The organism is Microbacterium azadirachtae (genome assembly GCF_000956545.1).
GTDB classification, from domain to species: Bacteria; Actinomycetota; Actinomycetes; order Actinomycetales; family Microbacteriaceae; genus Microbacterium; species Microbacterium azadirachtae.
The window spans coordinates 37,254-63,037 of the sequence record NZ_JYIT01000076.1 but is presented as its reverse complement, the minus strand read 5'-3'; the positions used below and the strand labels follow the sequence as shown (position 1 = coordinate 63,037).

The following is a 25,784-nucleotide window of genomic DNA, read 5'->3' as shown; positions in this document are numbered from 1 at the left end:
TCGGCTGCCCTGCCCAGTCCGGATCGGCTCGGGGAGCCGATCCGGACTGGCCGAAGGATGTTACTTGATGGTCGCGAGCGACTCCTGGGCCGCCTTCAGGACGGACTCCGGGAGCGGCGCCGCACCGGCGTTCTTCACGGCGACCTGCTGGCCGAGCGTGCTGTCGATGAAGCCGATGTACGACTTCACGAGCTTGGCCTGCTCGGGGGTCTTGAAGGTGGTGCAGGCGATCGCGTAGGAGACCAGCGGGATCGGGTAGGTCTCGGCGGTCAGCTTCGAGTAGTCGAACTTCTTCGACAGGTCGCCCTTGATGCCGTTGGAGGCGTCGACCGCGGCGACCTCGAACGTCTTCGAGACGGCGTCGGCGCTGAACGGAACGGCCTTGCCGTCCTGCAGGATCGCGACGCTGGGGAGCTTGCCGATCGCGGAGTGGTCCGCGTAGCCGATCGTGCCGGAGCCGGCCTCGATGGCCTGGACGACGCCCGAGCCGCCCTTCTGCTTGGACACGTCGCCCTCGACCGGCCAGTCCTTGCCCGCGGGGAAGGTCCAGACGCTCTTCTGGGTGGCGGCGAGGTAGTTGGTGAAGTTCGCCGTGGTGCCGGAGCCGTCCGAGCGCGCGACCGTGGTGATCTTGCCGGCGGGGAGCGCCTTGCCGTTGTCCTTGGTGATGGCCGGGTCGGACCAGTCGGTGATCTGCAGCGCGAAGATCTTCGCGATCGTCTCACCGCTGAGCTTGAGGTCGGTCACGCCGGGGATGTTGAACGCGATCGCGACGCCGTCGAGGTAGACGGGGATGTTGATGCCGCCCTCGGTGCACAGCGCCTTCGACGCCGTGGTCTGGTCCGCGTTCAGCGGCGAGTCGGATCCGGCGAAGTCGTACGCGCCGCTGAGGAAGTTGGTGACGCCACCGCCCGAGCCCTGCGACTTGTCGTAGTTGATGGTGACGCCCTTGGCCTGGGCGTTGTATGCGGCGGTCCACGCGGCCTGGGCGTTCGCCTGCGCGCTGGAGCCGCCCGAGGTGATCGTGCCGGTCAGCGAGGCGTCGACCTTGGAGGTGACGCCGGTCGAGGTCGGAGCGGCCGAGGAGGATTCGGTGCTCGTGCTGCTGGGCGTGGAGGAGCAGCCCGCGAGCGCGATGGCGGCGAGCACGCCGGCTGCGCCGATCGTGGTGATGCGGTTGAGCTTCACTGTGTAAGTCCTTCGCTGTGTCGAGTACGCCCCGGTGCAGGGCCACGCCAGACGATATGCGGCGTCTGTTACGCGATCAAAGATCGAAGGTAAACGGAGGGTGAACGGCGATCTGCGCCCCGGTCCGCTCAGATCTTGGGCAGGTGCGTCTCGATGGAGATGATCCCCGACCCCGGATTCGTCGCGCTGAGGTGCACGACGCTGAACGCGCCGACCTCGAGCGCGGAGGCGCTGCCGAGGTAGGAGCCGTGCATGGTGCCCGTGGCGAGGGCGATCTCGCGCAGGATGTCGGGCAGCACGGGCCCGTGACTGCACAGCACGGCGGGCCTGCCGGAGCGCACCCGCTTGCCGATCACCGTGCGCGGATCCGAGCGCCCTTCCTCCCAGGCGTCCTGGCTGAGGAGCTCCGTCCTGCGGATCTTCTGGCTGAGCGCCTTCGACAGCGGCATCACCGTCTCGATGCAGCGCCGGGCGTCGCTGGAGACGATGCGCTGCACGCCGAAGGCTCGCAGCGGCCCCACGATCGCCTTCGACTGGGCGTGCCCGCGCGGGGTGAGCGGCCGCGACGCGTCGGTGCCGAGCCATACGCCGCGGCTCGCCGCCTTCGCGTGCCGCAGCACGACGATCGGGAAGGTGCGCAGGGCCCCGTCATCGACCAGTTTGGCGAACGCGTCCAGGATCTCGACGTCGACCGGGTAGCTGAGGCGGGCCCGGGCCTTCTTCAGGCTCACCCACTCGAGGGCCGCGATCTCGCGGTTCGGCACGAACACGGATGCGCGCACGGCCTCGTCGGTGGCCTCCGCGGCCCAGTAGTGCACGACCTTCTGCTTGCGGTTCGCCATCGTGTAGCGGGAGACGCCGACCGGAGCGCCCAGCGAGACGCGGATGCCGGTCTCCTCGAAGATCTCGCGCACGGCCGTCTCCGCGAGCATCTCGCCCGGATCCACCTTGCCCTTGGGCAGCGTCACATCGCGGTACTTGGTGCGGTGGATCAGCAGGATCCGCAGCTTGTCCTCGACGACGCGCCAGACCAGCCCGCCGGCGGCGTACACGGCACGGTCGGGGCGGTCGGCGACGACCGTGATCCCCGTGGTGTCCGCGGTGGCGGTGGAAGGTCCGGAGGGGCTGGGGGTCATCGCACCGCCCGTGCCCTGCGACGCTTCTGGATCTGCGACATGGTCCTATCCTGCAGGTCCACGAGCGGAGCGCCAACCTCGGAGAACGCGTGCCTGGTCCATTCGCCGTCGTTGCCGAGGTGCCACGACGCGGTCTCGGGGGAGAGCGCGAGGTCGAAGAAGCCGACGAGCTCCTCGACGTGGGCGGGCTCGGTGACGCGGACGAGCGCCTCGACGCGGCGGTCGAGGTTGCGGTGCATCATGTCGGCGCTGCCGATGTACACCTGCGGGTCGCCCTCGTTGTGGAACGCGAAGATCCGCGAGTGCTCGAGGTAGCGCCCGAGGATCGAGCGCACGGTGATGTTGTCGGTGACGCCGGGCAGGTCGGTGCGCAGGCTGCAGATGCCGCGCACCCAGACGTCGACCGGCACGCCGGCGGCGCTCGCCCGGTACAGGGCGTCGATGATCTGCTCGTCGACCATCGAGTTGACCTTGATGCGGATGTGGGCCGGCTTGCCGTCGAGCGCGTTCTGGCGCTCCTTCTCGATGAGCCGGAGCAGCCCCTTGCGCAGGTGCAGCGGGGCGACGAGGAGGCGCTTGAACTTCTTCTCGATCGCGTAGCCGCTGAGCTCGTTGAAGAGACGGGTGAGGTCCTTGCCGACCTGCGGGTCGGCCGTGAACAGGCCGAAGTCCTCGTAGATCCGGCTGGTCTTCGGGTTGTAGTTGCCCGTGCCGATGTGGCTGTAGCTGCGCAGCACCCCGTCCTCCTCGCGGATGACGTTGACCAGCTTGCAGTGCGTCTTGAGGCCGACGAGGCCGTACACGACGTGCACGCCGGCCTTCTCGAGCTTGCGTGCCCAGACGATGTTGTTCGCCTCGTCGAAGCGGGCCTTGACCTCCACGAGGGCGAGCACCTGCTTGCCGGCCTCGGCGGCGTCGATCAGAGCCTGCACGATCGGGCTGTCGCCCGAGGTGCGGTACAGCGTCTGCTTGATCGCCAGCACGTGCGGATCCCGCGCGGCCTGCTCGAGGAACGCGACGACGCTCGTCGTGAACGACTCGTACGGGTGGTGCACGAGCACGTCGGCCTTGCGGATCGCCTTGAAGATGTCGATGCGCTCGTTCGCGCCCGGCTTGAACGCGAGCGCCGTCGTGGGCACGTGCGGGGTGTAGCGCAGGTCGGGGCGGTCGATCCGGCCCAGCCCGAACAGGCCCCGCAGATCCAGCGGCCCGGGGAGCCGGTAGACCTCCTGATCCGTGATGTCGAGCTCGCTGATCAGCAGGTCGAGCGTCACGTCGTCCATGTCGTCGGTGATCTCGAGGCGGATCGGCGGACCGAAGCGCCGACGCAGCAGCTCGGCCTCGAGCGCCTGGATGAGGTTCTCCGACTCGTCCTCCTCGATCTCGACGTCCTCGTTCCGGGTGAGCCGGAAGGCGTGGTGGTCGAGCACCTCCATTCCCGGGAAGAGGTCGTCGAGATGGTTGGCGATGAGCTCCTCGAGCCGGATGAAGCGCAGCTGCCCGTCCTCGGAGGGCACCTCGACGAAGCGCGGGAGCATCGGCGGCACCTTGAGGCGGGCGAACTCCTGGCGGCCGGTGCGCGCGTTGCGGATCCGGATCGCGAGGTTCAGCGACAGGCCCGAGATGTAGGGGAACGGGTGGGCCGGGTCGACCGCGAGCGGCATCAGCACCGGGAAGACGTTGGCCTGGAAGTAGTCGGTCAGCTCGGCCTTGGCCTCGCCGTCCAGGTCGTCCCAGTCCACGATCGTGATGCCCTCGGCGGCCAGCGCGGGGCGGACCAGCCCCGTCCAGGCGGCGGCGTGGCGCAGCTGCAGCTTGTGCGCCTCGGCGGAGATGTCGGCGAGCACCTCGACCGGCGCGCGGCCCACGTTGGTCGGCACGGCCAGCCCGGTGACGATGCGGCGCTTGAGACCGGCGACGCGCACCATGAAGAACTCGTCGAGGTTGCTGGCGAAGATCGCGAGGAAGTTCGCGCGCTCGAGGACGGGCAGGGTCTCGTCCTCGGCGAGCTCGAGCACGCGCTGGTTGAACGCCAGCCAGCTCAGCTCGCGGTCCAGGTAGCGGTTCTCCGGGAGCAGGGAGTCGTCCGGCGCGACGAGCTCGTCGAAGTCGTCGTCCTCGGCGTCGCCGAGACCGGAATCTGCCAGTGCGGGATCGATCATGGGCCCATCATTGCAGGAGGATGTTGCCTGCAGGTGAACGGGTCCGGGTCCGCTTCAGCGCGTGCCGGGGGAGACGGGCCGGGTGTCGTCCTCGTCGACCGCGAAGCGGTAGCCGACGTTGCGCACGGTGCCGATGATGTGCTCCTGATCGCCGAGCTTCGCGCGCAGCCGTCGCACGTGCACGTCGACCGTGCGGGTGCCGCCGAAGTAGTCGTAGCCCCACACCTCGCTGAGCAGCTGCTCGCGCGTGAAGACCCGGGACGGATGCGTCGCCAGGAAGTGCAGCAGCTGGAACTCCTTGTAGGTCAGATCCAGGGGAGTGCCGCGCAGCTTGGCGGAGTAGGACTGCTCGTCGATCGTCAGCCCGGAGGTCTGCACCCGCACCGGCTCGGCCGCCGGCGCCTCGCGCGACAGGGCGAGCCGGATCCGCGCGTCGATCTCGGCGGGACCGGCGCCGGTCAGCAGCACATCGTCGATGCGCCATTCGCCGTTCACGGCGGTCATGCCGCCCTCGGTGACGACCAGCAACAGGGGGCCGCGCAGCCCGGTGGTGCGGATCAGGGTGCACAGTGACTTCGCCGCCACCAGATCGGTGCGCGCATCCACGATCACGGCGTCCGCGTCGGGCGCGGTGACCAGTTCGGCGGGCTGCGCCGGGATCACCCGGACGCGATGGCCGAGCAGCTCCAGGGCGGGCAGAACCGGCCCCTCGCCTCCCGGCGACGTCAGCACGAGCAGTTGCGCCACGCGGATCCTTTCCGCTTGACACTCTACCCAGCAGCGCATGCACAGCGCCGATGAGTGACAATGGGCGCATGGCCGATCCCGTCCTCGCCCCGCGCAGCCCGTTCGTGGGGCTCGTCGTCACCTGGGCCGCCGCCGCCGTCGTCGCCATCCTGATCGGGATCTTCGCGCCGGCCGCGCTGATGATGACCTGGTACGCGATCGGGTTCGGTCTCTGCGTGCTGCTGTCGTTCACCGTGCAGCTCTCCCGCGGCGAGACCCGCGGGTTCATCCTCCGCGTGTCGGCGGGATCCCTCGGCGCGCTCCTGGTCATGGGGATCGTGTCGGCCGGATTCGGCATCGCGGCGCTGTTCGGCGCCTGAGCCCGCCCCGCGCCGGACACCGCGCGGACCGCAGTAGAGTAGGTGACATGGACATCGTCGCGCTCGAACTCTTCTTCGTCGGCCTGCTGGCTCTGGCGGGGCTCGCGATCGCCTTCTGCGCGGGGGCCGTGCTGGTCAACCTGTTCCGCGGCCAGCGCTGACCGGTCTCCGGCCGAGCCCACATCCGCTGATCCGGAAGGCTGCGCATGCTCGATCTTCCCTCTGACCTGCCCGCCGACATCGTGCCGCTCTCGTGGCTGCTCGGCGTCTGGGAGGGTACCGGCGTCATCGACTACGCGGTGCCCGGCCCCGACGGCGGCGAGGGCCACCGGTTCCAGGGCGAGTTCGCGCATCGCGTGAGCTTCAGCCATGACGGCGGGCCGTTCCTGAACTACGCCGCCACCGGGACGTTCACTCCGGAGGGCGGCGAGCCCGTCGCACTCGTCGCCGAGTCCGGCTTCTGGCGGCTCTCGCGTCCTGCCGATGCGCAGGACGCCGGGCCGGCGCTGCTGCCGCCGCGTGAGGGGCGCGACGCCGCCCGCACCGTGGACGACGTCGAGACCTTGCGGCTGCCCGAGGGCGGCTTCCCGATCGAGGTGTCGATCGCCCATTCCGACGGCACGCTCGAGCTCTACCTCGGACGCATCGACGGTCCGCGCATCGACATCGCGACCGACGCGATCGTCCGTGCGGCCGGAGCCAAGGAGTACGGAGCCGCGAGCCGCATGTACGGCCTCGTCGACGGCCACCTGCTGTGGGCCTGGGACATCGCGGCCCTCGGCGCGGACCTGGGCTCGCACGCCTCCGCGCGACTGGCCAAGGTCTGATCGTGACCGGCTTCCCGCCTCTCCCCGGGGCGATCCTCGACGGCGACGTGGTCGCGCACTTCGGTGACCCGGTGCGGGAGCAGCGCGGTCTCGAAGGCGGCGACGCTCTCGCCCCCCTCGCCGACCGCACCGTGATCGAGCTGACTGGATCCGATCGCCTCACGTGGCTCGACTCGATCACCTCGCAGTCCGTCGCGCGGCTCCGCGCCGGTGACAGCACCGAGCTGCTCGTCCTGGATCCGCAGGGGCGCGTCGAGCACGTCGCCGCGGTCTTCGACGACGGCGCCTCGACCTGGCTCATCGCCGACGCTGCAGACGCCGAACCTCTGGCGGCCTGGCTGAAGCGCATGGTCTTCCGCGCCGACGTGACCGTCGCGGTGCGCCCGGAGCTCGCCGTCGCCGGCTTCTTCGCCGGCGGTGCCGCGGAGCAGCGGGCGGAGCGCGCGGCGCACGCCCCGCAGGGCGTACCGGTCGTCTGGACCGACCCCTGGCCGGCCGTCCAGCCGGGCGGACATCAGTACCACGAGGGCGAGCACCCCGGCACGGATTATCACTGGCGCACCGTCGTGCTCGATGCCGACGCGGCCGCCGCGCTCGCCGCGGACGCCTCGGTCGTCTGGGCCGGTGCGCTCGCCGCGGAAGCGCTGCGCATCGCCGCCTGGCGCCCGCGCTGGGCCGCCGAGGTCGACGAGCGCTCGCTGCCGCACGAGACCGACTGGATCCGCACCGCGGTGCACCTGAACAAGGGCTGCTACCGCGGCCAGGAGACCGTCGCGAAGGTGCACAACCTCGGGCACCCGCCCCGCCGCATCGTGGCGCTGCACTTGGACGGCAGCGAGAGCGTGCTGCCCGCATCGGGCGCGGCGGTCGTCGCGCGCAGCGCGGACGGGACCGCCGAGGACGAGGTCGGGCACATCACGTCCGCGGCGCGCCATCATGAGCTCGGGCCCATCGCGCTCGCCATCCTGTCCCGGCGCGCCCCCGTGGGGGACCTCGTCGTGCGCACCCCGGACGGCGACGTCGCGGCTGCGCAGGAGATCATCGTCCCCGCCGACGCCGGAGCGACCGCCGACGTGCCGCGACTGACGCGACTGTCGCGCCGGCCGTCCGCGCCGGACCCGCGCGACGCGCTCTGAGCCGATGCCTGCGGTGGGCTCGGACAGCCGGGAGGCGGGGGCCGTCGGCGCGCGGATCCCGGACGCGCTCGCACCCTCGCCGCGCATCCTGCTGATCGACAACTACGACTCGTTCACGTACAACCTGGTGCACCAGATCGCCGCCACGGCGGGACGGGCGCCCGTGGTCGTGCACAACGACTGGGCGGGCTGGAGCCCGTCCGTGCTGGACGGCTTCGACGCCGTCGTGCTGTCGCCGGGACCCGGCGACCCGCGTGTGCCCGCGGACTTCGGGATCTGCGCCGACGCCATCCGGATCGCGGCGGAGCGGCGCATCCCCCTGCTGGGCGTGTGCCTCGGTCACCAGGGGCTGGGCCATGCGTACGGCGCTGCGGTGCGCCGCGCCCCGGAGCCCCGGCACGGCCGGCCGTCGCCGGTCTTCCACGACGGCACGGGACCGTTCGAGGGGCTGCCCTCGCCGGTGGAGGTCATCCGCTATCACTCCCTGCTCATCGACGACGTGCCGGACGAGCTGGTCGTCACGGCGCGCGCGGACGACGGCGTCATCATGGGGATCCGTCATCGCGAGCTTCCGCTGTGGGGAGTGCAGTTCCACCCCGAGTCGATCGGCACCCACGACGGCACGCGCATGATGGCGAACTTCGTCGCGCTCGTGCGCGACGGACTCGTCGAGCGCGGGCGTGCAGCCGGGACGGTCGACGTGCAGACTCCGGAGACGCGCCCCTGCGGACCGTCCCCGCGCGCGATCCTGCGACGCACGCTGACCTCCGCGGTCGACACGGAGACGCTGTTCACGGAGCTGTTCGGCGACGCGGCGCAGGCGGTGTGGCTCGACGGCAACCGCCGCGGCGACGACCGTGCGCGCTACTCGATCCTGGGCGGCGGCGACGATCTGCCCACGGCCGTCGCGGACGTGCGGGAGGGCACGGTGACGCTCACCGAGGGCGGGCGCGTGCGCGAGGTGCGGTCGGGCTTCTTCGACTGGCTGGACGCGGAGCTCTCGGCATCCGTGGTCGAGGCGGGCGACGTGCCCTTCGCGCTGGGCTGGGTCGGCGCGCTCGGCTATGAGCTGCGGGCCGAGTGCGGCTCCCCGCACGACCGCCGCGCCGCGACTCCCGACGCCCTGCTCGTGCGGCTCGACCGGGCGCTGGTGGTGGACCATCAGGAGGACCGGATCCATCTCCTCGCGCGGGACGACGCCGGATGGATCGATCGCGTCGCCGCCCGGATCGAGGCGCTGGACGACCGCCCCGCCCCGGAGCACCGTGCGCACGATCGCGCCGCGGTGCCGGTGCTCACCGCGCGGCACTCGCGCGAGCGCTATCTCGCGCTCATCGCCGCCGCGCAGGAGGAGATCGCGGCGGGCGAGACGTACGAGGCCTGCCTCACGAACCTGCTGCACGGCGTCGGCGGCGATGGCGTCGGCGATCCACTCGCCGCCTACCTCGCGCTGCGCCGGCAGAACCCGGCCCCGTTCGCCGCGTTCCTGCGCATCGCCGGCGTGAGCGTGCTGAGCACCTCGCCCGAGCGGTTCGTGCGCATCACGGCGGACGGCGCGGTCGAGTCCAGCCCGATCAAGGGCACGCGCCCGCGCGGTGCCGACGAGGAGGAGGACGAGCGGATCCGTGCGGAGCTCGCCGCCGCGGAGAAAGACCGCGCCGAGAACCTCATGATCGTCGACCTGGTGCGGCACGATCTCGGCCACACCGCCGAGCTCGGATCCGTGCACGTCGACGGCCTGTTCCGGGTGGAGAGCTATGCGACCGTGCATCAGCTGGTCAGCACGGTGCGATCGACGCTCGCCGCCACGCCGGTCGCGTGCGTGCGCGCCGCGTTCCCGCCCGGATCGATGACCGGTGCGCCGAAGCTGCGGACGATGGCCATCCTGGACCGCCTCGAGGGCGGGGCGCGCGGGTTCTACAGCGGCGCGCTCGGGTACTTCTCGTTCGACGGATCGGTCGACCTCAGCGTCGTGATCCGCACCATGATCCAGCAGGGCGAGGACGTCGACTACGGCGTGGGGGGCGCGATCGTCTCGCTCTCCGACCCGGACGACGAGTACGCCGAGACCGCCGTCAAGGCCCGCCCGCTGCTGCGACTCACCGGAGCGGAGTTCCCCGAGGGCTGACCGGCTCAGTCCGGTGCGACGTCGCTCCACGGCACGGTGAGCTCGCCCAGTCGCCAGCGGGCGCGGCCGCCGAGCACGGGATGCCCCGACGCGCGCAGTGCGGCGATCGCGGCGAGGAAGCGCTGGGTCGCCCCGAACGCGGACAGCCCGGCGGCGCGCTCCCACTCACGATCGAGGTCGGTGAGCAGCGAGTGGATGCGCTCGCCGGGCACGTTGTGGTGGATCAGCGCCTTCGGCAGCCGTTCGGCGACGATCGACGGGCGCTCCAGGCCCGCCAGGCGCAGCGAGATCGTGAGGCGCTGCGGCGCCCCGGTCGGATCGACGTCGACGAAGCTCGCGATGCGGCCGATCTCGTCGCAGGTGCCCTCGACGAGCAGGCCGCCCGGCGCGAGGCGCGAGGCCATCCGCGTCCAGGCGTCCGGCACATCCGCCTCGTCGTACTGGCGCAGCACGTTCATCGCGCGGATCACGGCGGGACGGCGGCCGTCGGGCAGCGGGACCTCGAACCCGCCGCGCGCGAACGACACCGGCAGATCCGCGGGGAAGTGCCCGCCTCCCCGGCGGAGCTCGGCGAGCTGCTCCCGCGCGGACGACACACGCGCCGGGTCGAGTTCGAGTCCGAGCACCTCTGCGTCGGGGCGCACGTGCACGAGCCGGGCCGCGAGCTCGAACGCGGTCACGCCGCTCGCGCCGAAGCCCAGGTCGACCACGAGCGGATCCGCGGCACGGCGGAACGCCTCGGATGCGGCGATCCAGCGGTCGTTGCGCCGCAGCCGGTTCGTGCCGGTCGTGCCACGGGTGGGCCGGCCGAGCGGAGAGGACGCCATGGATCCATCCTGCCCGGTCCCAGAGCCCTGTCGGGACGGGCCTTCCCGATCGAGACCGCCCGTCAGCGCGGCCCGCCGCCCATCGACCCGCCGGTCGGCGCGGTCCTCGTGTCCACGCGCACGGTGAGGGTCGCGGAGTAGCCCCTCGCGGTGTCGCCCGTCACGGCCGCCAGCTGCAGTGCTCCGCCGTCGTCGCCGAAGACGTTGTCCGAGGTCAGGGACGTCTGGGCGAGGTTCTGCGCCGAGCCGTCGTAGCCGGCCGTCGCGTACACGGCGTCGCAGGCGGACTGCGGCAGCGCGATCTGCGAGGTGGCGATCGCGTTCGCGGAGTCGGTGACGTCGGCCGCGCTCGGGTACACCTCGAAGTGGATGTGCGGCCATCGGCCGGAGTAGCACCCCGGGAAGATCGAGGTGAACGAAGCCCTGCCATCGGCGTCTGCCACCTGCACACCGCGCAGGTAGGTCTCTTTCTCGATGCCCGACGAGTACATCGAGTATCCGCCGGCGGCATTGCAGTGCCAGGCATAGACGGCGACCCCGGCGAAGGGCGCGTCGCCGGATGCCATGTCCAGGATGCTCAGCGAGAACGTCAGCGGCACGCCGGCGGCGGTGGTGCCTGCGCCGATCGACGAGCGGATGTCCTGTCGCACGATCCCCGAATCGGCCAGCGCGTCCGGGCCGTTCGAGCCGTCGCCCGGATAGGGGCCGGCCGTCTCGTCCGGGATCTCCGCGGCCGGGAGCGCGACGGCCGCGGCCGTGGTGGCGGGCGCTGTGCTGGTCACGGTGGGCGCCGGGGTCGAGGTCGCCGTCGACGCGGCGCTGGAGGTGCTCGGCGTGCACGCGGCCAGCACGGCACCGCCCGCGCCGAGCCCCACCAGGCTCAGCACCGTGCGCCGCGAGAACAGGGTGCGGAGGTCGAACGGAGCGCCCTGATCGACCACCTCCTCGTCGGGCCGGTCGAGGAGGCGGCCTTCGTAGGCGGGGCCCTGCGGGGTGCGGGTCGGGTCGGGGAAGGTGCTCATGTCCTGGTCCTCTCGTGCGGTGACAGAAGGATCCTCTCGGCTCCGGCGGGACTGACCCTGTGCGCCTGCTATGCGTCCCCTAAGTCACCGCCGTCACGCGGTGACCCGGGCTTCGGGGCGGCGCGGCGCACGCCGTAGGCTGGGTCTCATGACGCGCACCCTCATCCTGCTCCGCCACGGCCAGAGCGAATGGAACGAACTCAACCTGTTCACCGGCTGGGTGGACGTCCGGCTGACCGAGCAGGGCAAGAGCGAGGCCCGCCGCGGAGGCGAGCTGCTCGCCGAGTCGGGGATCCTGCCCGACGTGCTGCACACGTCGCTGCTCAGCCGCGCGATCCAGACCGCGAACATCGCGCTCGACGCGGCCGACCGGCTGTGGATCCCGGTGACCCGTTCGTGGCGTCTCAACGAGCGCCACTACGGCGCTCTGCAGGGCAAGGACAAGGCCCAGACCCTCGAGGAGTTCGGCCCCGAGCAGTTCCAGCTGTGGCGCCGCTCCTTCGACGTGCCGCCGCCCCCGCTCGACGACGCGAGCGAGTTCAGCCAGGTGAACGACCCCCGCTACGCCGGCATCGACGGCGAGGTGCCGCGCACTGAGTCGCTCAAGCTCGTGATCGACCGCCTGCTGCCGTACTGGGAGTCGGCGATCGTGCCCGACCTCGAGGCCGGCAAGACGGTGCTCGTCACCGCACACGGCAACTCCCTGCGCGGCCTCGTGAAGCACCTCGAGGGCATCAGCGACGACGACATCGCCGAACTGAACATCCCGACCGGGATCCCACTGGTCTACGAGCTCGACGAGGACAACGTGCCCACCGGCCCCGGCCGCTACCTCGACCCCGAGGCCGCCGCCGCGGGCGCCGCCGCCGTGGCCAACCAGGGCAAGAAGTAACGCCCGGCCGACGGCGCCGAGACCCCCTCGGAGCAACGAAACCCCCCTCTCGCCGCGCTGGCGGAGGGGGGTTTCGGCGCTGTACGGGGGTCTCGGCGAGGGAGGCGGGAGGCCTCCGCGCGGGACGGGGCTCAGGCCAGGCCGGATCCCGACTCGGCCTCGACCTGCGCCTCGACGGCGAGGGCGATGTCCTCCTCGTCGATGGCCCAGTCTCCGGTCGCGAGGTACACGACCTTCTTCGCGACGGCCACGGCGTGGTCGGCGAAGCGCTCGTGGTAGCGGCTGGCCAGGGTGGCGTCGACGGTCGCGGTCGCCTCGCCCTTCCAGTTGTCGCTGAGCACCTTCTCGAAGACGCTGGCGTGCAGCTCGTCCACGTCGTCGTCGGCGTTGCGGATCGTGTCGGCCAGCCGCAGATCCTGCGTGCGCAGCAGCTGGGCCAGGGTGCGGGCGATCTCGACGTCCAGCTCGCCCATGCGGGTGAATGTGCCCTTGAGGCCCTTCGGGATCGCGCGCTCGGGGAAGCGCAGGCGCGCGAGCTGCGCGATGTGCTCGGACATGTCGCCCATCCGCTCGAGCGACGCGCTCACGCGCAGCGCCGTCACGACGATGCGCAGATCGCGGGCGACCGGCTGCTGGCGAGCGAGGATCTCGATGGCCTGCTCGTCGAGCGCGACCGCGAGCCCGTCGATGAGGGCGTCGTCGGCGATGACCTCCTCGGCCAGCGCCACGTCGCTGGTCGCGAACGAGCGGGTGGCCTTCTCGATCGACACGGCCACGAGGTCGGCGATCTCGACGAGCTGCGCCTGCAGGTGCTCCAGAGACTGGTGGAAGACTTCGCGCATGGCTGCGCACCTTTCGTTCGGTGACCCCTGACGTCGGCCGGGAAGGGTCGCACGGCGGCCCGCGAGGCGGGCACGGGGCGGTGCCCGCCACAGGTCGTGGCGCGCACGTGCCGATTGTGTTCGGCGAAGGTTAACGGTTGGTGCCGTGCTCGTGAACAGTACCGCGCCAGGGGGTGCGACGGCCCGGAACCCGCCGATCCAGAGGGTGAACGACCTCTACGCTGGGGGACATGGACAGCACTCTGCTCGCCCTGCTGGCCCTCGGGCTGGGGGTCGTGATCGGCGCAGGCGTCGTCGCGATGATCGTGGCCGCGATGCGGGCGCGCACCGTGGCGGAGCAGCAGGCGTCGAGCGAGCTGCCGGACGGCCTGACCGACGTCCTGGCTGCCATGGACGACGCTGCATGCGCGGTCGACCCCTCCGGTCTGGTGACCGCGGCGAGCACCGCGGCCGCCCGCTTCGGCATCGGGGTCGGCGCGACGCTGGACAACCCCGAGCTGCGCCAGCTCGTGCGCGCGGTGCGCGAGGGCGGCAGCGAGAGGGCGACCCTGCGCCTCGCGCGCGGCGGCCGGAGCCTGGATCCGCGGCTCGTCGCGGCCAGGGCGAGCCGCATCGGGCCCCGTCTGAGCCTGCTCATCATCCGCGACGTGACAGAGCAGGAGCGCCTCGAGCAGATGCGCACCGACTTCGTCGCCAACACCAGCCACGAGCTGAAGACGCCGGTGGGAGCCGTGAGCCTGCTGGCCGAGGCGATCGAGTCGGCCGCCGACGATCCCGCGCAGGTGCGCGCGTTCGCGACGCGCATCCAGGCGGAGGCGGCGCGTCTGGGGCAGCTCACCGGCCGCATCATGAGCCTGTCCCGATTGCAGTCCTCCGATGGACTCGGCGCGTTCGGCCCGGTCGCGATCGATGAGGTCATCGCCACGAGCATCGAGGCGCACGCCGTGCAGGCGGCCTCTGCGGGCGTCGAGCTCACCCGCGGCGGCGACCGTGGGGCCTGGGTGCAGGGCGACGCGCAGATCCTCATCGAGGCGGTCGGCAACCTCGTCGCCAACGCGATCGTCTACTCGCCCCGCGGGTCCCGCGTGGGCGTCGGCGTGCGCGTCGACGACGGGGTCGTCGAGATCTCCGTCTCCGACCAGGGCATCGGGATCGACGAGGCCGATCGCGACCGCATCTTCGAGCGGTTCTACCGGGCCGACGAGGCGCGGTCGCGTCGCACCGGCGGCACGGGGCTCGGACTGTCGATCGTCAAGCACGCGACGCAGCGCCACGGCGGGGAGGTGCGGCTGTGGTCGCGCCCGGGCCGCGGTTCCACCTTCACCATGCGCCTTCCGCAGATCGCCGCGCCCGAGGTCGACGAGGATCCGGGCCGGCACAAGAAGCCGAAGAAGGACAAGAGCAAGAAGAAGCGGAAGGCCCGTAAGCCGCCCCGCACGTCCTCCACGCCCGTGATCAGCACGGACCACCCCCGCACCGATACCGGAGAACTCGTATGACCCGCATCCTCCTCGTCGAAGACGAGCCCGACCTCGCCGACCCGCTCGCCTATCTGCTGCGCCGGGAGGGCTACGAGGTCGAGATCGCCGAGGACGGACCCACCGCGCTCGCCCTGTTCCGCGAGAGCGGGGCGGACATCGTCCTGCTCGACTTGATGCTGCCGGGGATGCCGGGCACCGAGGTGTGCCGGCAGATCCGCACCACGTCGGCCGTTCCGATCATCATGCTCACCGCGAAGGACTCCGAGGTCGACATCGTCGTGGGGCTCGAGCTCGGCGCCGACGACTACATCACCAAGCCGTACTCGTCGCGCGAGCTGCTGGCGCGGATGCGTGCGGTGCTGCGCCGCGTCGTGCAGGCAGAGGACGACGTGGACGAGCGCATCCTCGAGGGCGGCAGGGTGACGGTCGACATCGACCGGCACACGGTCGCCGTCGACGGCGAGGTGATCAACATGCCGTTGAAGGAATTCGAGCTGCTCGAGGTGCTCATGCGCAACTCGGGACGCGTGCTCACGCGCGGCCAGCTGATCGACCGGGTGTGGGGCAGCGACTACTTCGGGGACACGAAGACCCTCGACGTGCACATCAAGCGGATCCGCTCGCGCATCGAGGAGAACCCCTCCGAGCCGGTCATGCTCGTCACCGTGCGCGGCCTCGGCTACCGCTTCGAAGGCTGAGGAGCCCACGCAGAAGGCCCCCCGATCCGAGGATCGAGGGGCCTTCTGTGTGGCAGGTCAGCCGACCGGCGTCTCGCTGGGCGTCGGGGTGGGCTCGACCGCCGGCGCGACGGTGGTGGTGGGAGCGGGGCTCGGCTTCGCGCTCGGCACCAGCTTCGAGTAGTAGGGGAGGGTGCCGTCGAGCACGGGGATCGCGTACTTGACGCCCTCCGCGCTGCCGGACTGGAAGTAGACGTCGACGGTCTTCCCGGCCTTGGTGTCCAGGCCCTCGAACGTCAGCGGCTCGGCGTCGTCGCCGCCCAGGCTCACCGACTTCTGGCCCGCGACGCGCACGCTCTGACCGGGGCCGTCGCCGACGGTGATGTGGATCGTCGCCGAGTCCGCCGTGGTGTTCACCAGACCCGCGACGAGGTTGCCGGTGGTGCCCGCCTCGTCGACGACGAAGAAGGCGTTGCGCACCTCGATCGGGCCCTTCCGGGGCACGTTGGCGCCGTCGGAGGCCGAGTAGTCGATCGTGGTCGCCTGCGGAGTGATCCCGGCGCACCCGGTGGCGCCGACGATGACGAGGGCGCTGAGGGCGATGGACGCAGCAAGGCGCGATTTCACGGGTCCTCCAGAAAATTCACGTGATGATCCAGCACCATTCTAGGGGCACGCGCCGTCCGCACACGGCTCGGCTCATGCGCGTGAGAGGGGAGGGAGCGGGCAGGGGGCGCGAACCTTAGCGCATTCCGGCTGTGGTATCCTGGAGGTTGCCGAAAGGACACGACTTTATGCTTTTTGAGGTTGGTGAGACCGTGGTCTATCCGCACCACGGCGCCGCGACGATCATCGAGGTCAAGGACCGGGTGATCAAGGGTGAGACCAAGAAGTACCTGAAGCTGAACGTCACGCAGGGAGACCTCATCATCGAGGTGCCTGCCGAGAACGTCGACCTGGTCGGCGTGCGCGACGTGATCGGCCAGGAAGGCCTGGACCGGGTCTTCGAGGTGCTGCGCGCCCCGTTCACAGAGGAGCCGACCAACTGGTCGCGCCGCTACAAGGCGAACCTCGAGAAGCTCGCCTCGGGCGATGTGATCAAGGTCAGCGAGGTCGTCCGCGACCTGTGGCGCCGCGATCAGGACCGCGGCCTCTCCGCGGGCGAGAAGCGCATGCTGGCCAAGGCCCGTCAGATCCTCACCTCCGAGCTCGCGCTCGCGGAGAAGATCGACGAGGAGAAGGCCGGATCGCTGCTCGACGAGGTCCTCGCCTCCTGAGATCCTTCAAGAAGGGGTGGATGCCGAACGGCATCCACCCCTTCTTCGCGCCCGCACGGTCTCAGATCGAGCGCTGGTAGCGGTGGATCGCCCGCAGGGCCCAGGCGAAGGCGAGGCACGCGAGCAGGGCGAGGCCGCCGGCCTGCCACCAGCCGTCCGCCGGGAAGACGCCGGCGAGGCCGCCCCTCCCGAGCTCGACCGCCCAGGTCATCGGGTTCCCTCGGGACACGTTCTGCACCCAGTCCGGCATCGCGGCCGCGGGCATCATCGTGGTCGACAGGAAGGTGGCCGGCAGCACGATCAGCTGCGACAGGCTGATGAGCGCGATCTGGCTGCGCGCCGTGAGCGCGACCGCCGTCGAGGCGCAGCAGAACGTCGCCGCGAGCAGGGTCGCGACCGCGAGGGCGGCGAGCATTCCGCCGGCGCCGCCGGGATAGCGCGCACCGCCGAGCCAGCCGATGCCCAGCACGACGACCGACTGCAGCACGTTGATCACGAGCTGCTGCAGCAGCTGGCCGGCGATGATCGCCGAGCGCCGCAGGGGAGACGTGAGGTACTGGTCCATCACCCCCGAGTCGATGTCCTCGATGTAGCCGGTGCCGGCCCAGGCGCCCGAGTAGAGCACCGTCATCATGAGGATCCCCGGCACGAGGTAGTCGATGTAGCCGTGGCCGCCGAAGGCCGGCAGCGCACCGAGAGTGCGGAACACCTGGCCGAACAGCAGGATCCAGATCACCGGCTGGATCAGGCTCATGACCGGGCCCCAGGCCTGGCGCACGGACACGATGGACCAGCGCCGGAACACCTGCCCGGTCTGCGTGAGCCAGCCCGCCTGGGCGGCGGCGGCCTGGTGAGCGGGGGAGAGGGCGATCGCGCTCATGCGGCGACTCCTTCCGTGAGGGCGGACGTGGGGGCGTCGCCGAAGGTGTGGCCGACGAAGTGCAGGTACACGTCGTCGAGGGTGGGGTGGGAAGCCGCGACCTGTCCGTAGCGGACTCCTGCGGCGTCGAGCGCGGCGATCACGGCGCCGACCGCCGAGGCGGCGTCGTCGGTGCGCGCCACGAGCAGGCCGTCGACGCCGGACGTCTCGACCAGCACGTCGCGCAGGCCCGGCACGACCGCGACCGCGGTGCGTACGGCGACCGGGTCGGGCTCGATGAGCGTCACCCGTACGGCGTCGCCGTGCAATGCGGCCTTGAGCTCGTCCGGTGATCCATGGGCGACGGCCCGCCCGCGGTTCACCAGGAGCAGCTCGTCGGCGAGTCGATCGGCCTCCTCCATGTAGTGGGTGGTGAGCACGACCGTGAGCGCCTCCTCGCCGGCGAGACGGCGGATCTCCGCCCACATCGTCGCGCGGGCCTCGGGGTCCAGGCCCGTGGTCGGCTCGTCCAGGAAGAGCACCTGCGGACGATGAACGAGCGCTGCAGCAACGTCGAGGCGGCGGCGCATGCCGCCGGAGAACGTGCGCACGGGGCGCCGGGTGGCGTCGTCGAGGTCGAACTCCGTGAGCAGTCGGGCCGAGCGGGCGCGGGCCTCGGATCCGCTGAGACCGCGCATGCGACCGGCGATCTCGAGGTTCTCCGTCGCCGTGAGGTTCGGATCCGTGCCCGTCCCCTGGGAGACGTAGCCGATCGCGGTGCGCACGTCGCCGGGTGCCGATGCGACGTCGCGCCCCGCCACGACCGCGCGTCCGGAGGTCGGCCGCGACAGGGTGGTGAGGATCTTGGTGGTGGTCGACTTGCCGGCGCCGTTGGGGCCGAGGAGGCCGAAGACGCGTCCGGCCGGGACGGTGAAGCTCAGGCCGTCGAGGGCTCGGACGGCGGGCCGGCGGCCGCGGCCGCGGTACTCCTTCACGAGGTGGTCGGCGACGATGGCGGTGTGTTCTGCAGGCATGACGAGCATCCCTTCCGTTCTGAGGGTTCTTCTTCGTGTGGGGGAGGGCGGATCCGTCCCGGTTCTGTGCCGGGATCCGCCCGACCGGTCAGCGGCGGTCGCCGCTGCGCGGTGCGTAGAGCATGCGGGCGAGGAGCAGCATCATGGCTGCCAGGCCCGCCACGAATGCGACGGGAGCCCACCACCAGCCGGCGGTGAAGACGAGGACGACGATCGCGGCGAGAGTGACGAACCAGATCACGGCGGTGTAGATGCCGAAGCGGGCGGCGGCCTCCGGATCCGTCTCGAAGCGGTTCGGCGGCATCGGCGTCATGGCGCCGTGGATCCAGGCCTTGTGGCGGTTGGTCTGGGTCGCACCGAGATAGGAGAACAGCGCGATCGAGGCGACGAGCAGCACGGCGGCGAGGATCACGAGCCACAGCTGGTCGAGGGCGAGCGCGAACGCCCCGCCGAGCGCCAGCGCGAGCAGCGTCCCGCCCGTGGCCAGCCCGAACCCGACCGCGCGCCGCGCGGGCAGCGGATGGTTCGTCGTGGTCTCCTGCAGCAGCGCGTCGGCGGTCACGACGCCGAGCGACACCGCGGCCACGGCGCCGAGGCCGGCCACGAGCGCCGGGCCCGCGGGATGCAGGAGCAGCAGCGCGAGCAGGATACCGATCAGGGCCCCGGCGGCGAGCACGCTCAGCAGCACGGTGCGCACGACGAACCCGGGCTTCGGCCGCACCCGGTTGCGGGCGCTGAGCGCCTCCCAGCCGAGGGGAGCGGCGGGCTCGTCGTCCAGCAGCGAACGCACATCGCCCAGCTCGGCGATCGCGCGTTGCGCGGCCTCGGCGGGGGAGACGCCTGCGGCCACGAGGTCGTCGACCTGGGCGGCGACGTTCGCGCGGATCTCCTCCTTCAGATCCTGTGCGGCGGGAGTCATCTCGATCCCGGCGAAGGCCTCGTCCAGGAGGCGGTGGATGTCGGTGTTCATGGGGTCAGCCCTTCACGTCCAGGAGAGTGTCGATCACGCGGCGGGTGGCGACCCATGCCGCGACGTTGCTTCGGTACACCGCGCGCCCGGCGTCGGTGATCCGGTAGTACTTGCGCCGACCGCCCTGCGTCTCGTCGCCCCAGTAAGACTCGACCAGGCCGTCCTTCTCGAGGCGGCGATAGGTCGCGTAGAGGGTGGCCTCCTTGATCTCGTGGTCCCCTCCGGTCGCATCCCGGATGGTCTTGTAGATCTCGAAGCCGTAGCGGTCGCCGCCTCGGAGCGTGGAGAGCACGATCGTGTCGGTGTGCCCGCGCAGGAGGTCGGCGGAGAAGGCGTCCTCGTTCATGTCAAGTACTGTATCAGATCAAGTACTCATTCACGCAAGTAACTTTGACATTCTGCAGGGACGCCCGGCGGTTATGCAGGGAGACGAGGATCCGCGCAGCGCGCGTTAGGCATCGATCCGCGACGTGATGCGCCCGCGAGGAGGGCGGAACCTGCAGAACGGCAGCGCCTCCCCGCACAACGTCGCGAGTCGGCGAGCGCTAACGTGAGAGCGTGAACGACCAGCCCTCGTCCTCGCCCCTCACCCGCAGTGCCGTGATCGTCGTGGCGGCGGGGTCCGGCACCCGGCTTGCCGCCGGGGCGCCGAAGGCTTTCGTGCCGCTGGCCGGACGCACGATCCTGCAGCACGCGCTCGACGGCGTGTTCGCCGCGGAGCCCGCGCAGGTGGTCCTGGTCGTCCCGGCCGGGCGGGAGGCCGAGGCGACGGAGGCGGCGGACGGCCGCCCTGTCCAGGTCGTCGCGGGCGGCGACACCCGTCAGCGCTCCGTCGCGGCGGGTCTCGCCGTGCTCGCCGACGGCATCGACACCGTTCTCGTGCATGACGCCGCCCGGGCGCTGGCCCCCGCGGCCCAGTTCGGCGCGGTCGCCGACGCCGTCGCCCCGGGAGTCGGCGCGATCCCCGCGCTCCCGGTCGTCGACACCCTGAAGCGAGTGCACGCGGGCGTCGTCATCGCGCCCGTCGACCGCGCGGAGCTCGCCGCAGCGCAGACGCCGCAGGGATTCCCGCGCGCCGAGCTCGAAGCGGCGTATGCGCAGGCCGTGCAGCGGGGGGCGGAGCACACCGACGATGCGGCCCTGTTCGCCGCGGCCGGGGGAGCCGTCCATCACGTGCCCGGATCCGAAGAGGCCTTCAAGATCACCACCCCGCACGACCTGGAGCGCGCCCGCATGATCCTCGCAGCGACCGAGCCCGCCCTCCCGCGCATCGGCATCGGCACCGATGTGCACGCCTTCGCCGCCGGCGGCACCCTGCGCCTCGCAGGCCTGGACTGGCCCGGCGAGCCGGCGCTGGAAGGGCACTCCGACGGCGACGCCGTGGCGCACGCGATCGTCGACGCCTTGCTCGGCGCGGCAGGCCTCGGCGATATCGGGCAGCACTTCGGCACCGCCCACCCGGAGTACGCGGGGGCGCACGGCGACGTGTTCCTCGCACGCACCGCGGAGATCCTGGCGGAGGCGGGGTTCGCCGTGGGCAACGTCTCGGTGCAGTTCCAGGGCAACCGGCCGCGGTTCAGCGCGCGCCGCGCCGAGGCGGAGCAGGCGCTGTCCGCGGCACTCGGCGGGGCCGCCGTCGCGGTGTCGGCGACGACCACCGACGGGCTCGGCTTCCCGGGGCGCGGGGAGGGGATCTCCGTCACCGCGGTGGCGCTCGTGCAGCCGATCGCCCGCGTGCGCCCGATCGCCCGCAGCTGAATCCGGGACGGCAGGATCCTGTTCCGCCCGTTCTCCGCTCCTGCCTACGCTGGGAGCATGCGGCGGTCCGCCGCGTCCATGCCGGAGAAGAGGCTCACCATGCGCGCACTCGTCCACTCCTCGTTCGGGGACCCCGCCGAAGTCCTGTCGGTGCAGGAGGTGCCGCTGCCCGAGCCCGGCCCCGGCCAGGTGCGGCTGCGCGTGCTGCTCGCGACCGTGCACAACCACGACCTGCTCACGGTGCGCGGTCTCTACGGGTACAAGCCCGAGCTGCCGGCGCGCTCCGGCACGGAGGCCGTGGGCGTGGTCGACGCCGTGGGCGAGGGCGTGGATGCCGCCCTGGTGGGTCGCCGGGTGACCGCCGCCGGCGCGTTCGGCGCCTGGGCGGAGTATGTGCTGGCATCCGCGGCGGGCCTGATCCCGGTGCCGGACGACGTGCCGGACGAGCAGGCCGCGCAGCTCGGGTCCATGCCGTTCAGCGCGATCAGCGTGCTGGACTCGCTCGGGTTGGGCTCGGGGGACTGGATGATCCAGAACGCCGCGAACGGTGCAGTCGGCCGCATGGTCGCCCAGCTGGGCGCGGCGCGCGGTCTGCACGTCGTGAGTCTGGTGCGCCGTGCGGAGGGGATCGCCGAGCTGGCCGCGCAGGGCGTGCGGAACGTGGTCGCGACCGATGCGGACGACTGGCAGGAGCAGGTCAGGGCGCTGGCCGGCGATGCCCCGATCCGTGCGGGGATCGACTCTGTCGGTGGCGACGGCAGCGGTCAGATCGCCGCGATGCTGGGCGACGGAGGGCTGCTGGTCGTGTTCGGGGCGATGGCGTCGCCGACGATGCGGATCTCCTCCGGCGACGTCATCTTCAAGCAGCTCACGGTGCGCGGCTTCTGGGGATCGAAGGTCGCCGCGGCCATGCCTGCGGAGCAGCGCGGCGCGCTGTTCGGCGAGCTCCTGCAGCGTCTGCGGGACGGAGCGCTCACCCTTCCGGTCGAGGCGGTGCTGCCGTTCGAACGCGTCGGCGAGGCGTCCGAGGGCACCCTGCGCGCCGGCCGCGAGGGCAAGATCCTCTTGCGTCCCTGACCCGCCCCCGCCGCCGCTCCGTCCCCGTATCCGTCTATTTGCGCCGATCTGCGGCCTGCGGGCCTCAGATCCCACGGTTCGGCGCAAATAGACGGAGGTGGAGGAGGCGTCCCGCGCTCCGAAACTGTCAGGGGCGCCCCGGTAGGCTTGAGCGGTGACGATCCGCCTCCATGACACGCGCGCGCAGGAACTGCGCGACTTCGTCCCGCTCGACCCCTCGAACGTGACGATGTACGTGTGCGGACCCACGGTGCAGTCGGGGCCCCACATCGGGCACGTGCGCGCCGCGCTGAGCTTCGACCTGCTGCGCCGATGGCTGCAGCGGCGGTACGAGCGCGTGACCTTCGTCCGCAACGTCACCGACATCGACGACAAGGTGCTCGCGAACGCGACGGACGCCGAGAAGTGGTGGGGGCTCGCCTACCGCATGGAGCAGGAGTTCACCGCGGCGTACGCCGCGGTCGGGATCCTCTCGCCGACGTACGAGCCGCGGGCGACGGCGTCGGTCCCGCAGATGCAGGAGCTGATCGAGCGCCTGATCGACCGCGGTCACGCCTACCCGGCGGCCGACGGATCCGGTGATGTGTACTTCGACGTCCGCTCGTGGCCGGCGTACGGCGAGCTGACGCGTCAGTCCGTCGACGCCATGGAGCCGGCGGCCGATGCGGACCCGCGCGGCAAGCGCAACCCCCAGGACTTCGCGCTCTGGAAGGGCGCCAAGCCCGAGGAGCCCGCCGACGCGACCTGGGCCTCGCCCTGGGGCGCCGGGCGGCCGGGCTGGCACATCGAGTGCTCGGCGATGGCGCGCCGCTATCTGGGCGAGGAGTTCGACATCCACGGAGGCGGACTCGACCTGCGGTTCCCGCACCACGAGAACGAGCTCGCGCAGTCGACCGCGGCCGGCGACGGCTTCGCCCGGTACTGGGTGCACAACGGCCTCGTCACGGTCGACGGGCAGAAGATGTCCAAGTCGCTGGGCAACTTCACCCTTGCGGCCGACGTGCTGGCGGCGCACGACCCGCTCGTGATCCGCTACGCGCTCGCCGCGGCCCACTACCGGTCGAGCCTCGACCTCACCGACTCCTCGTGGAGCGAGGCGGAGGCCGCCCTCGGCCGGATCCGCACGTTCCAGGAGCGGGTGATCCGCGCATACGGCCCGCACCTCGCGGACGCCGGCCGCGACCTGCCGGCGCCGTTCGCCGCGGCGATGGACGACGATCTGGGCGTGCCGCAGGCGCTCGCGGTGCTGCACGAGACCGTGCGCGCGGGCAATGCGGCGCTGGACCGCTCCGACCGCGAGGCGGCGGTCGAGGCGTTCGCTGACGTGCAGGCGATGACCCGGATCCTGGGCATCGACCCCCTCGGACCGGAGTGGGCCGACGACGGATCCGACACGAAGACCACCACCGCGCTGGACGCCCTCGTCCAGGCGATGATCACCCAGCGCGCCCAGGCGCGCGCCGACAAGGACTGGCCCGCCGCCGATCGCATCCGCGATGCGATCGCCGCCGCGGGCATCACCCTGGAGGACACTCCAGACGGAACTCATTGGAGCATCGATGGCTAAGCCGAGCAGGCCCGGAGCGGGCAACAGCAAGAAGAAGGGCGCGACCAAGGGCAGTGGCGGCAACGGCCGCAAGGCGCTCGAGGGTCGCGGCAACACCCCGAAGGCCGAGGACCGCGCCTGGCACGTGGCCGGCAAGCGCAAGGCCGCCCAGGAGCGTTACGCCGCCGCGGGCGGCAAGGGGCGGGTCGGGCAGAAGCCGCAGGGTGGATCCAATCCGAACCGGCGCGTGTCGTCGTCTGCCGCGTCGAACGACACCGAGACCGTCACCGGACGCAACTCGGTGCTCGAGGCGCTGCGCACGAAGATCCCGGCGACCACGATGTACATCGCGCAGCGCGTCGAGATGGACGACCGCGTCAAGGAGATGCTCGCGATCGCCCGGCACAGGGAGATCCCGGTGCTCGAGGTCACGCGGCAGGAGCTGGACCGCATGGCGGGCTTCGACGGCGTGCACCAGGGCGTCGCGCTCAAGGTGCCGCCGTACGAGTACGCGCACCCGCAGGATCTGCTCGAGCAGGTGATCGATCGCGGTCAGACGCCGCTGTTCGTCGCGCTCGACGGCATCACCGATCCGCGCAACCTCGGCGCGATCATCCGCTCGACCGCGGCGTTCGGCGGCCACGGCGTGATCCTGCCCCAGCGGCGTTCGGCGAGCGTCAACTCGGCCGCCTGGAAGACCAGCGCTGGGGCCGCGGCCCGTGTGCCCGTCGCCCTCGCGGCGAACCTCACCACGATGCTCAAGGAGTTCAAGAAGCAGGGCGTGTTCGTGCTCGGTCTCGACGGCGGCGGCGACGTCTCGCTGCCCGAGGTCCAGCTCGCGGACCGTCCTGTGGTGATCGTCGTCGGCTCCGAGGGCAAGGGGCTCTCGCGCCTGGTCACGGAGACCTGCGACCAGATCGTGTCGATCCCGATCTCGGCGGCGACCGAGTCGCTCAACGCCGGGATCGCGGCCTCCGTGGCGCTGTACCAGGTGTCCACGGTCCGCGCCGCGAAGGGCTGAGCGGCCGCGCCGTCCGCGGGACGGGTCTGCGCGCTGCGCGCATGACCTCCCGCGCACGGCGTTGACCGGCAGCGCACATCCGTGGACGGATGCGCGCTGCGTGGAATAGGTCGGGAGAGTGGCGGCTTTCACCTTCCGTACCCTGTGCAGGAATGGAAGGAAAGCGCATGGCCCGCATCATCGTCATCGGAGGAACCGGCTACGCCGGCGGTCACATCGCCGCGGAGGCGGCGTCGCGAGGACACGAGGTCGTCTCGGTCTCCCGCAAGGAGCCGACGGACCGGATCGAGGGCGTCGAGTACGTCCAGGGGAACGTCCTGGACCCGGCATCGCTCGCCGACACCTTCGCCGGTGCGGACGTGGTCGTGTCGGCCATCTCGCCGCGCGGGGACATGACCGACTCCGGCCTCGACGCCGTGCGCGCCCTCGTGGCGGCGCTGACCGGCACGTCCACGCGCCTGGGCGTCGTGGGCGGGGCGATGGGCAGCCTGAGCGCTCCCGGCGGTCCGCGTCTGTGGGATCTGGGCGTCCCCGAGGAGTACCGCCACGAGGCGAAGTTCGGCATCGACTCGCTCGAGATCCTGCAGGAGACCCCCGAGGACCTCGACTGGTTCTACGTGCACCCGCCGAAGGAGTTCGGCGCCTGGGTGCCCGGAGAGCGCACCGGCACCTACCGCGACGGCGGGGAGGTGTTCGTCGAGGACGCCGACGGCAAGTCCTACATCTCGGGCGCGGACTACGCGGTCGCCGTCGTCGACGAGATCGAGAAGGGCACGCACCGCCGCCAGCGCTTCACCGTCGGCTACTGACCCGGAAGG

Annotated in this window: 25 protein-coding genes; 13 read left to right on the top strand and 12 right to left on the bottom strand. The window is 71.5% G+C overall.

Annotated elements, in window-relative coordinates; genetic code table 11:
* Positions 1-60: 60 nt before the first annotated feature.
* The 4 genes from RL72_RS09885 to RL72_RS09870 all read right to left on the bottom strand — a co-directional run bounded on the left by RL72_RS09885 (position 61) and on the right by RL72_RS09870 (position 5,233).
* The gene (locus RL72_RS09885) at positions 61-1,188 is read right to left on the bottom strand and encodes a phosphate ABC transporter substrate-binding protein PstS (protein ID WP_045250664.1); all 1,128 of its coding nucleotides are present in this window, start codon (positions 1,186-1,188) and stop codon (positions 61-63) included.
* Positions 1,189-1,316: 128 nt separating this feature from the next.
* Positions 1,317-2,324, bottom strand: coding sequence for an NUDIX hydrolase (locus tag RL72_RS09880; protein WP_082072310.1), 1,008 nt, complete (start codon positions 2,322-2,324; stop codon positions 1,317-1,319).
* Positions 2,321-4,486, bottom strand: coding sequence for an RNA degradosome polyphosphate kinase (locus tag RL72_RS09875; protein WP_045250663.1), 2,166 nt, complete (start codon positions 4,484-4,486; stop codon positions 2,321-2,323). The genes RL72_RS09880 and RL72_RS09875 overlap by 4 nt, the downstream gene beginning before the upstream one ends.
* A 54-nt stretch (positions 4,487-4,540) precedes the next feature.
* Positions 4,541-5,233, bottom strand: a complete 693-nt coding sequence (locus RL72_RS09870; RefSeq protein ID WP_045250662.1) for a winged helix-turn-helix transcriptional regulator — start codon at positions 5,231-5,233, stop codon at positions 4,541-4,543.
* A gap of 68 nt (positions 5,234-5,301) precedes the next feature.
* Here RL72_RS09870 and RL72_RS09865 point away from each other — a divergent pair, with 68 nt between their 5' ends.
* From RL72_RS09865 to pabB, 4 genes are all read left to right on the top strand, one after another.
* The gene (locus RL72_RS09865) at positions 5,302-5,592 is read left to right on the top strand and encodes a hypothetical protein (protein ID WP_045250661.1); all 291 of its coding nucleotides are present in this window, start codon (positions 5,302-5,304) and stop codon (positions 5,590-5,592) included.
* Positions 5,593-5,798: 206 nt separating this feature from the next.
* Entirely contained in the window at positions 5,799-6,419 is a 621-nt protein-coding gene (locus tag RL72_RS09855) for a nitrobindin family protein (RefSeq protein ID WP_045250659.1), read from the top strand.
* Between the two features lie 2 nt (positions 6,420-6,421).
* On the top strand, positions 6,422-7,555 hold the full coding sequence (gene ygfZ, locus RL72_RS09850) for a CAF17-like 4Fe-4S cluster assembly/insertion protein YgfZ (protein ID WP_045250658.1): 1,134 nt from the start codon (positions 6,422-6,424) through the stop codon (positions 7,553-7,555).
* A gap of 4 nt (positions 7,556-7,559) precedes the next feature.
* The gene (pabB, locus tag RL72_RS09845) at positions 7,560-9,683 is read left to right on the top strand and encodes an aminodeoxychorismate synthase component I (RefSeq protein ID WP_082072309.1); all 2,124 of its coding nucleotides are present in this window, start codon (positions 7,560-7,562) and stop codon (positions 9,681-9,683) included.
* Positions 9,684-9,688: 5 nt separating this feature from the next.
* Here the strand turns inward: pabB and RL72_RS09840 are convergent, their stop codons facing one another.
* Together RL72_RS09840 and RL72_RS09835 are read right to left on the bottom strand one after the other, a co-directional pair.
* The gene (locus RL72_RS09840; RefSeq protein WP_045250657.1) at positions 9,689-10,510 is read right to left on the bottom strand and encodes a class I SAM-dependent methyltransferase; all 822 of its coding nucleotides are present in this window, start codon (positions 10,508-10,510) and stop codon (positions 9,689-9,691) included.
* A gap of 62 nt (positions 10,511-10,572) precedes the next feature.
* Positions 10,573-11,532, bottom strand: a complete 960-nt coding sequence (locus tag RL72_RS09835; protein ID WP_045250656.1) for an intradiol ring-cleavage dioxygenase — start codon at positions 11,530-11,532, stop codon at positions 10,573-10,575.
* Between the two features lie 148 nt (positions 11,533-11,680).
* Here RL72_RS09835 and RL72_RS09830 point away from each other — a divergent pair, with 148 nt between their 5' ends.
* Positions 11,681-12,424, top strand: coding sequence for a phosphoglyceromutase (locus RL72_RS09830; RefSeq protein ID WP_045250655.1), 744 nt, complete (start codon positions 11,681-11,683; stop codon positions 12,422-12,424).
* 131 nt (positions 12,425-12,555) lie between these two features.
* Here RL72_RS09830 and phoU read toward each other — a convergent pair whose 3' ends face one another.
* Positions 12,556-13,266 (bottom strand): phosphate signaling complex protein PhoU, encoded by a 711-nt coding sequence (gene phoU, locus RL72_RS09825; protein WP_045250654.1) that lies wholly within the window; start codon positions 13,264-13,266, stop codon positions 12,556-12,558.
* A 230-nt stretch (positions 13,267-13,496) separates the two neighbouring features.
* On the opposite strand from phoU, the gene RL72_RS09820 reads away from it, so the two are divergent.
* Positions 13,497-14,765: a sensor histidine kinase gene (locus RL72_RS09820; RefSeq protein ID WP_082072308.1), complete on the top strand. Its 1,269-nt coding sequence runs from the start codon at positions 13,497-13,499 to the stop codon at positions 14,763-14,765.
* A complete protein-coding gene (locus RL72_RS09815; RefSeq protein ID WP_045250653.1) occupies positions 14,762-15,445 on the top strand; it encodes a response regulator transcription factor in 684 nt (227 codons plus the stop codon). Before RL72_RS09820 ends, RL72_RS09815 begins: the two co-directional genes overlap by 4 nt.
* 57 nt (positions 15,446-15,502) lie before the next feature.
* Here RL72_RS09815 and RL72_RS09810 read toward each other — a convergent pair whose 3' ends face one another.
* Positions 15,503-16,051 carry a hypothetical protein gene (locus RL72_RS09810; protein ID WP_045250652.1) on the bottom strand — a complete coding sequence of 183 codons (549 nt, stop codon included), beginning with the start codon at positions 16,049-16,051 and terminating at the stop codon, positions 15,503-15,505.
* Positions 16,052-16,218: 167 nt separating this feature from the next.
* On the opposite strand from RL72_RS09810, the gene RL72_RS09805 reads away from it, so the two are divergent.
* The gene (locus RL72_RS09805) at positions 16,219-16,701 is read left to right on the top strand and encodes a CarD family transcriptional regulator (protein WP_045250651.1); all 483 of its coding nucleotides are present in this window, start codon (positions 16,219-16,221) and stop codon (positions 16,699-16,701) included.
* A gap of 61 nt (positions 16,702-16,762) precedes the next feature.
* On the opposite strand, the gene RL72_RS09800 is transcribed toward RL72_RS09805, so the two are convergent.
* The 4 genes from RL72_RS09800 to RL72_RS09785 all read right to left on the bottom strand — a co-directional run bounded on the left by RL72_RS09800 (position 16,763) and on the right by RL72_RS09785 (position 19,910).
* Positions 16,763-17,581: an ABC transporter permease gene (locus tag RL72_RS09800; RefSeq protein WP_052674310.1), complete on the bottom strand. Its 819-nt coding sequence runs from the start codon at positions 17,579-17,581 to the stop codon at positions 16,763-16,765.
* Positions 17,578-18,594 (bottom strand): ABC transporter ATP-binding protein, encoded by a 1,017-nt coding sequence (locus RL72_RS09795; RefSeq protein ID WP_045250699.1) that lies wholly within the window; start codon positions 18,592-18,594, stop codon positions 17,578-17,580. Before RL72_RS09795 ends, RL72_RS09800 begins: the two co-directional genes overlap by 4 nt.
* A gap of 88 nt (positions 18,595-18,682) precedes the next feature.
* Positions 18,683-19,564 carry a permease prefix domain 1-containing protein gene (locus tag RL72_RS09790; RefSeq protein WP_045250650.1) on the bottom strand — a complete coding sequence of 294 codons (882 nt, stop codon included), beginning with the start codon at positions 19,562-19,564 and terminating at the stop codon, positions 18,683-18,685.
* 4 nt (positions 19,565-19,568) lie between these two features.
* Positions 19,569-19,910: a PadR family transcriptional regulator gene (locus RL72_RS09785; protein ID WP_045250649.1), complete on the bottom strand. Its 342-nt coding sequence runs from the start codon at positions 19,908-19,910 to the stop codon at positions 19,569-19,571.
* Positions 19,911-20,122: 212 nt separating this feature from the next.
* On the opposite strand from RL72_RS09785, the gene ispD reads away from it, so the two are divergent.
* The 5 genes from ispD (at position 20,123) to RL72_RS09760 (ending at position 25,775) form a co-directional block, all read left to right on the top strand.
* A complete protein-coding gene (ispD, locus tag RL72_RS09780) occupies positions 20,123-21,322 on the top strand; it encodes a 2-C-methyl-D-erythritol 4-phosphate cytidylyltransferase (protein ID WP_045250648.1) in 1,200 nt (399 codons plus the stop codon).
* 99 nt (positions 21,323-21,421) lie between these two features.
* A complete protein-coding gene (locus tag RL72_RS09775) occupies positions 21,422-22,399 on the top strand; it encodes a zinc-binding dehydrogenase (RefSeq protein ID WP_045250698.1) in 978 nt (325 codons plus the stop codon).
* A gap of 154 nt (positions 22,400-22,553) precedes the next feature.
* Entirely contained in the window at positions 22,554-23,966 is a 1,413-nt protein-coding gene (gene cysS / locus RL72_RS09770) for a cysteine--tRNA ligase (RefSeq protein WP_045250647.1), read from the top strand.
* On the top strand, positions 23,959-24,966 hold the full coding sequence (gene rlmB / locus RL72_RS09765; protein ID WP_045250646.1) for a 23S rRNA (guanosine(2251)-2'-O)-methyltransferase RlmB: 1,008 nt from the start codon (positions 23,959-23,961) through the stop codon (positions 24,964-24,966). The genes cysS and rlmB overlap by 8 nt, the downstream gene beginning before the upstream one ends.
* 167 nt (positions 24,967-25,133) lie before the next feature.
* Entirely contained in the window at positions 25,134-25,775 is a 642-nt protein-coding gene (locus RL72_RS09760) for an NAD(P)-dependent oxidoreductase (protein WP_045250645.1), read from the top strand.
* Positions 25,776-25,784: the final 9 nt, after the last annotated feature.

Excerpts from the sequence above, each read along its gene's own strand:
- RL72_RS09855 (WP_045250659.1), top strand. The coding sequence starts at position 5,799 with ATGCTCGATCTTCCCTCTGACCTGCCCGCCGACATCGTGCCGCTCTCG.
- RL72_RS09790 (WP_045250650.1), bottom strand. The coding sequence starts at position 19,564 with ATGAACACCGACATCCACCGCCTCCTGGACGAGGCCTTCGCCGGGATC.
- RL72_RS09760 (WP_045250645.1), top strand. The coding sequence starts at position 25,134 with ATGGCCCGCATCATCGTCATCGGAGGAACCGGCTACGCCGGCGGTCAC.
- RL72_RS09820 (WP_082072308.1), top strand. The coding sequence starts at position 13,497 with ATGGACAGCACTCTGCTCGCCCTGCTGGCCCTCGGGCTGGGGGTCGTG.
- RL72_RS09800 (WP_052674310.1), bottom strand. The coding sequence starts at position 17,581 with ATGAGCGCGATCGCCCTCTCCCCCGCTCACCAGGCCGCCGCCGCCCAG.
- RL72_RS09785 (WP_045250649.1), bottom strand. The coding sequence starts at position 19,910 with ATGAACGAGGACGCCTTCTCCGCCGACCTCCTGCGCGGGCACACCGAC.
- RL72_RS09880 (WP_082072310.1), bottom strand. The coding sequence starts at position 2,324 with ATGACCCCCAGCCCCTCCGGACCTTCCACCGCCACCGCGGACACCACG.
- rlmB (WP_045250646.1), top strand. The coding sequence starts at position 23,959 with ATGGCTAAGCCGAGCAGGCCCGGAGCGGGCAACAGCAAGAAGAAGGGC.
- RL72_RS09830 (WP_045250655.1), top strand. The coding sequence starts at position 11,681 with ATGACGCGCACCCTCATCCTGCTCCGCCACGGCCAGAGCGAATGGAAC.
- RL72_RS09775 (WP_045250698.1), top strand. The coding sequence starts at position 21,422 with ATGCGCGCACTCGTCCACTCCTCGTTCGGGGACCCCGCCGAAGTCCTG.
- pabB (WP_082072309.1), top strand. The coding sequence starts at position 7,560 with ATGCCTGCGGTGGGCTCGGACAGCCGGGAGGCGGGGGCCGTCGGCGCG.
- RL72_RS09815 (WP_045250653.1), top strand. The coding sequence starts at position 14,762 with ATGACCCGCATCCTCCTCGTCGAAGACGAGCCCGACCTCGCCGACCCG.
- RL72_RS09875 (WP_045250663.1), bottom strand. The coding sequence starts at position 4,486 with ATGATCGATCCCGCACTGGCAGATTCCGGTCTCGGCGACGCCGAGGAC.
- RL72_RS09835 (WP_045250656.1), bottom strand. The coding sequence starts at position 11,532 with ATGAGCACCTTCCCCGACCCGACCCGCACCCCGCAGGGCCCCGCCTAC.
- RL72_RS09795 (WP_045250699.1), bottom strand. The coding sequence starts at position 18,594 with ATGCCTGCAGAACACACCGCCATCGTCGCCGACCACCTCGTGAAGGAG.
- phoU (WP_045250654.1), bottom strand. The coding sequence starts at position 13,266 with ATGCGCGAAGTCTTCCACCAGTCTCTGGAGCACCTGCAGGCGCAGCTC.
- RL72_RS09805 (WP_045250651.1), top strand. The coding sequence starts at position 16,219 with ATGCTTTTTGAGGTTGGTGAGACCGTGGTCTATCCGCACCACGGCGCC.
- RL72_RS09840 (WP_045250657.1), bottom strand. The coding sequence starts at position 10,510 with ATGGCGTCCTCTCCGCTCGGCCGGCCCACCCGTGGCACGACCGGCACG.
- RL72_RS09865 (WP_045250661.1), top strand. The coding sequence starts at position 5,302 with ATGGCCGATCCCGTCCTCGCCCCGCGCAGCCCGTTCGTGGGGCTCGTC.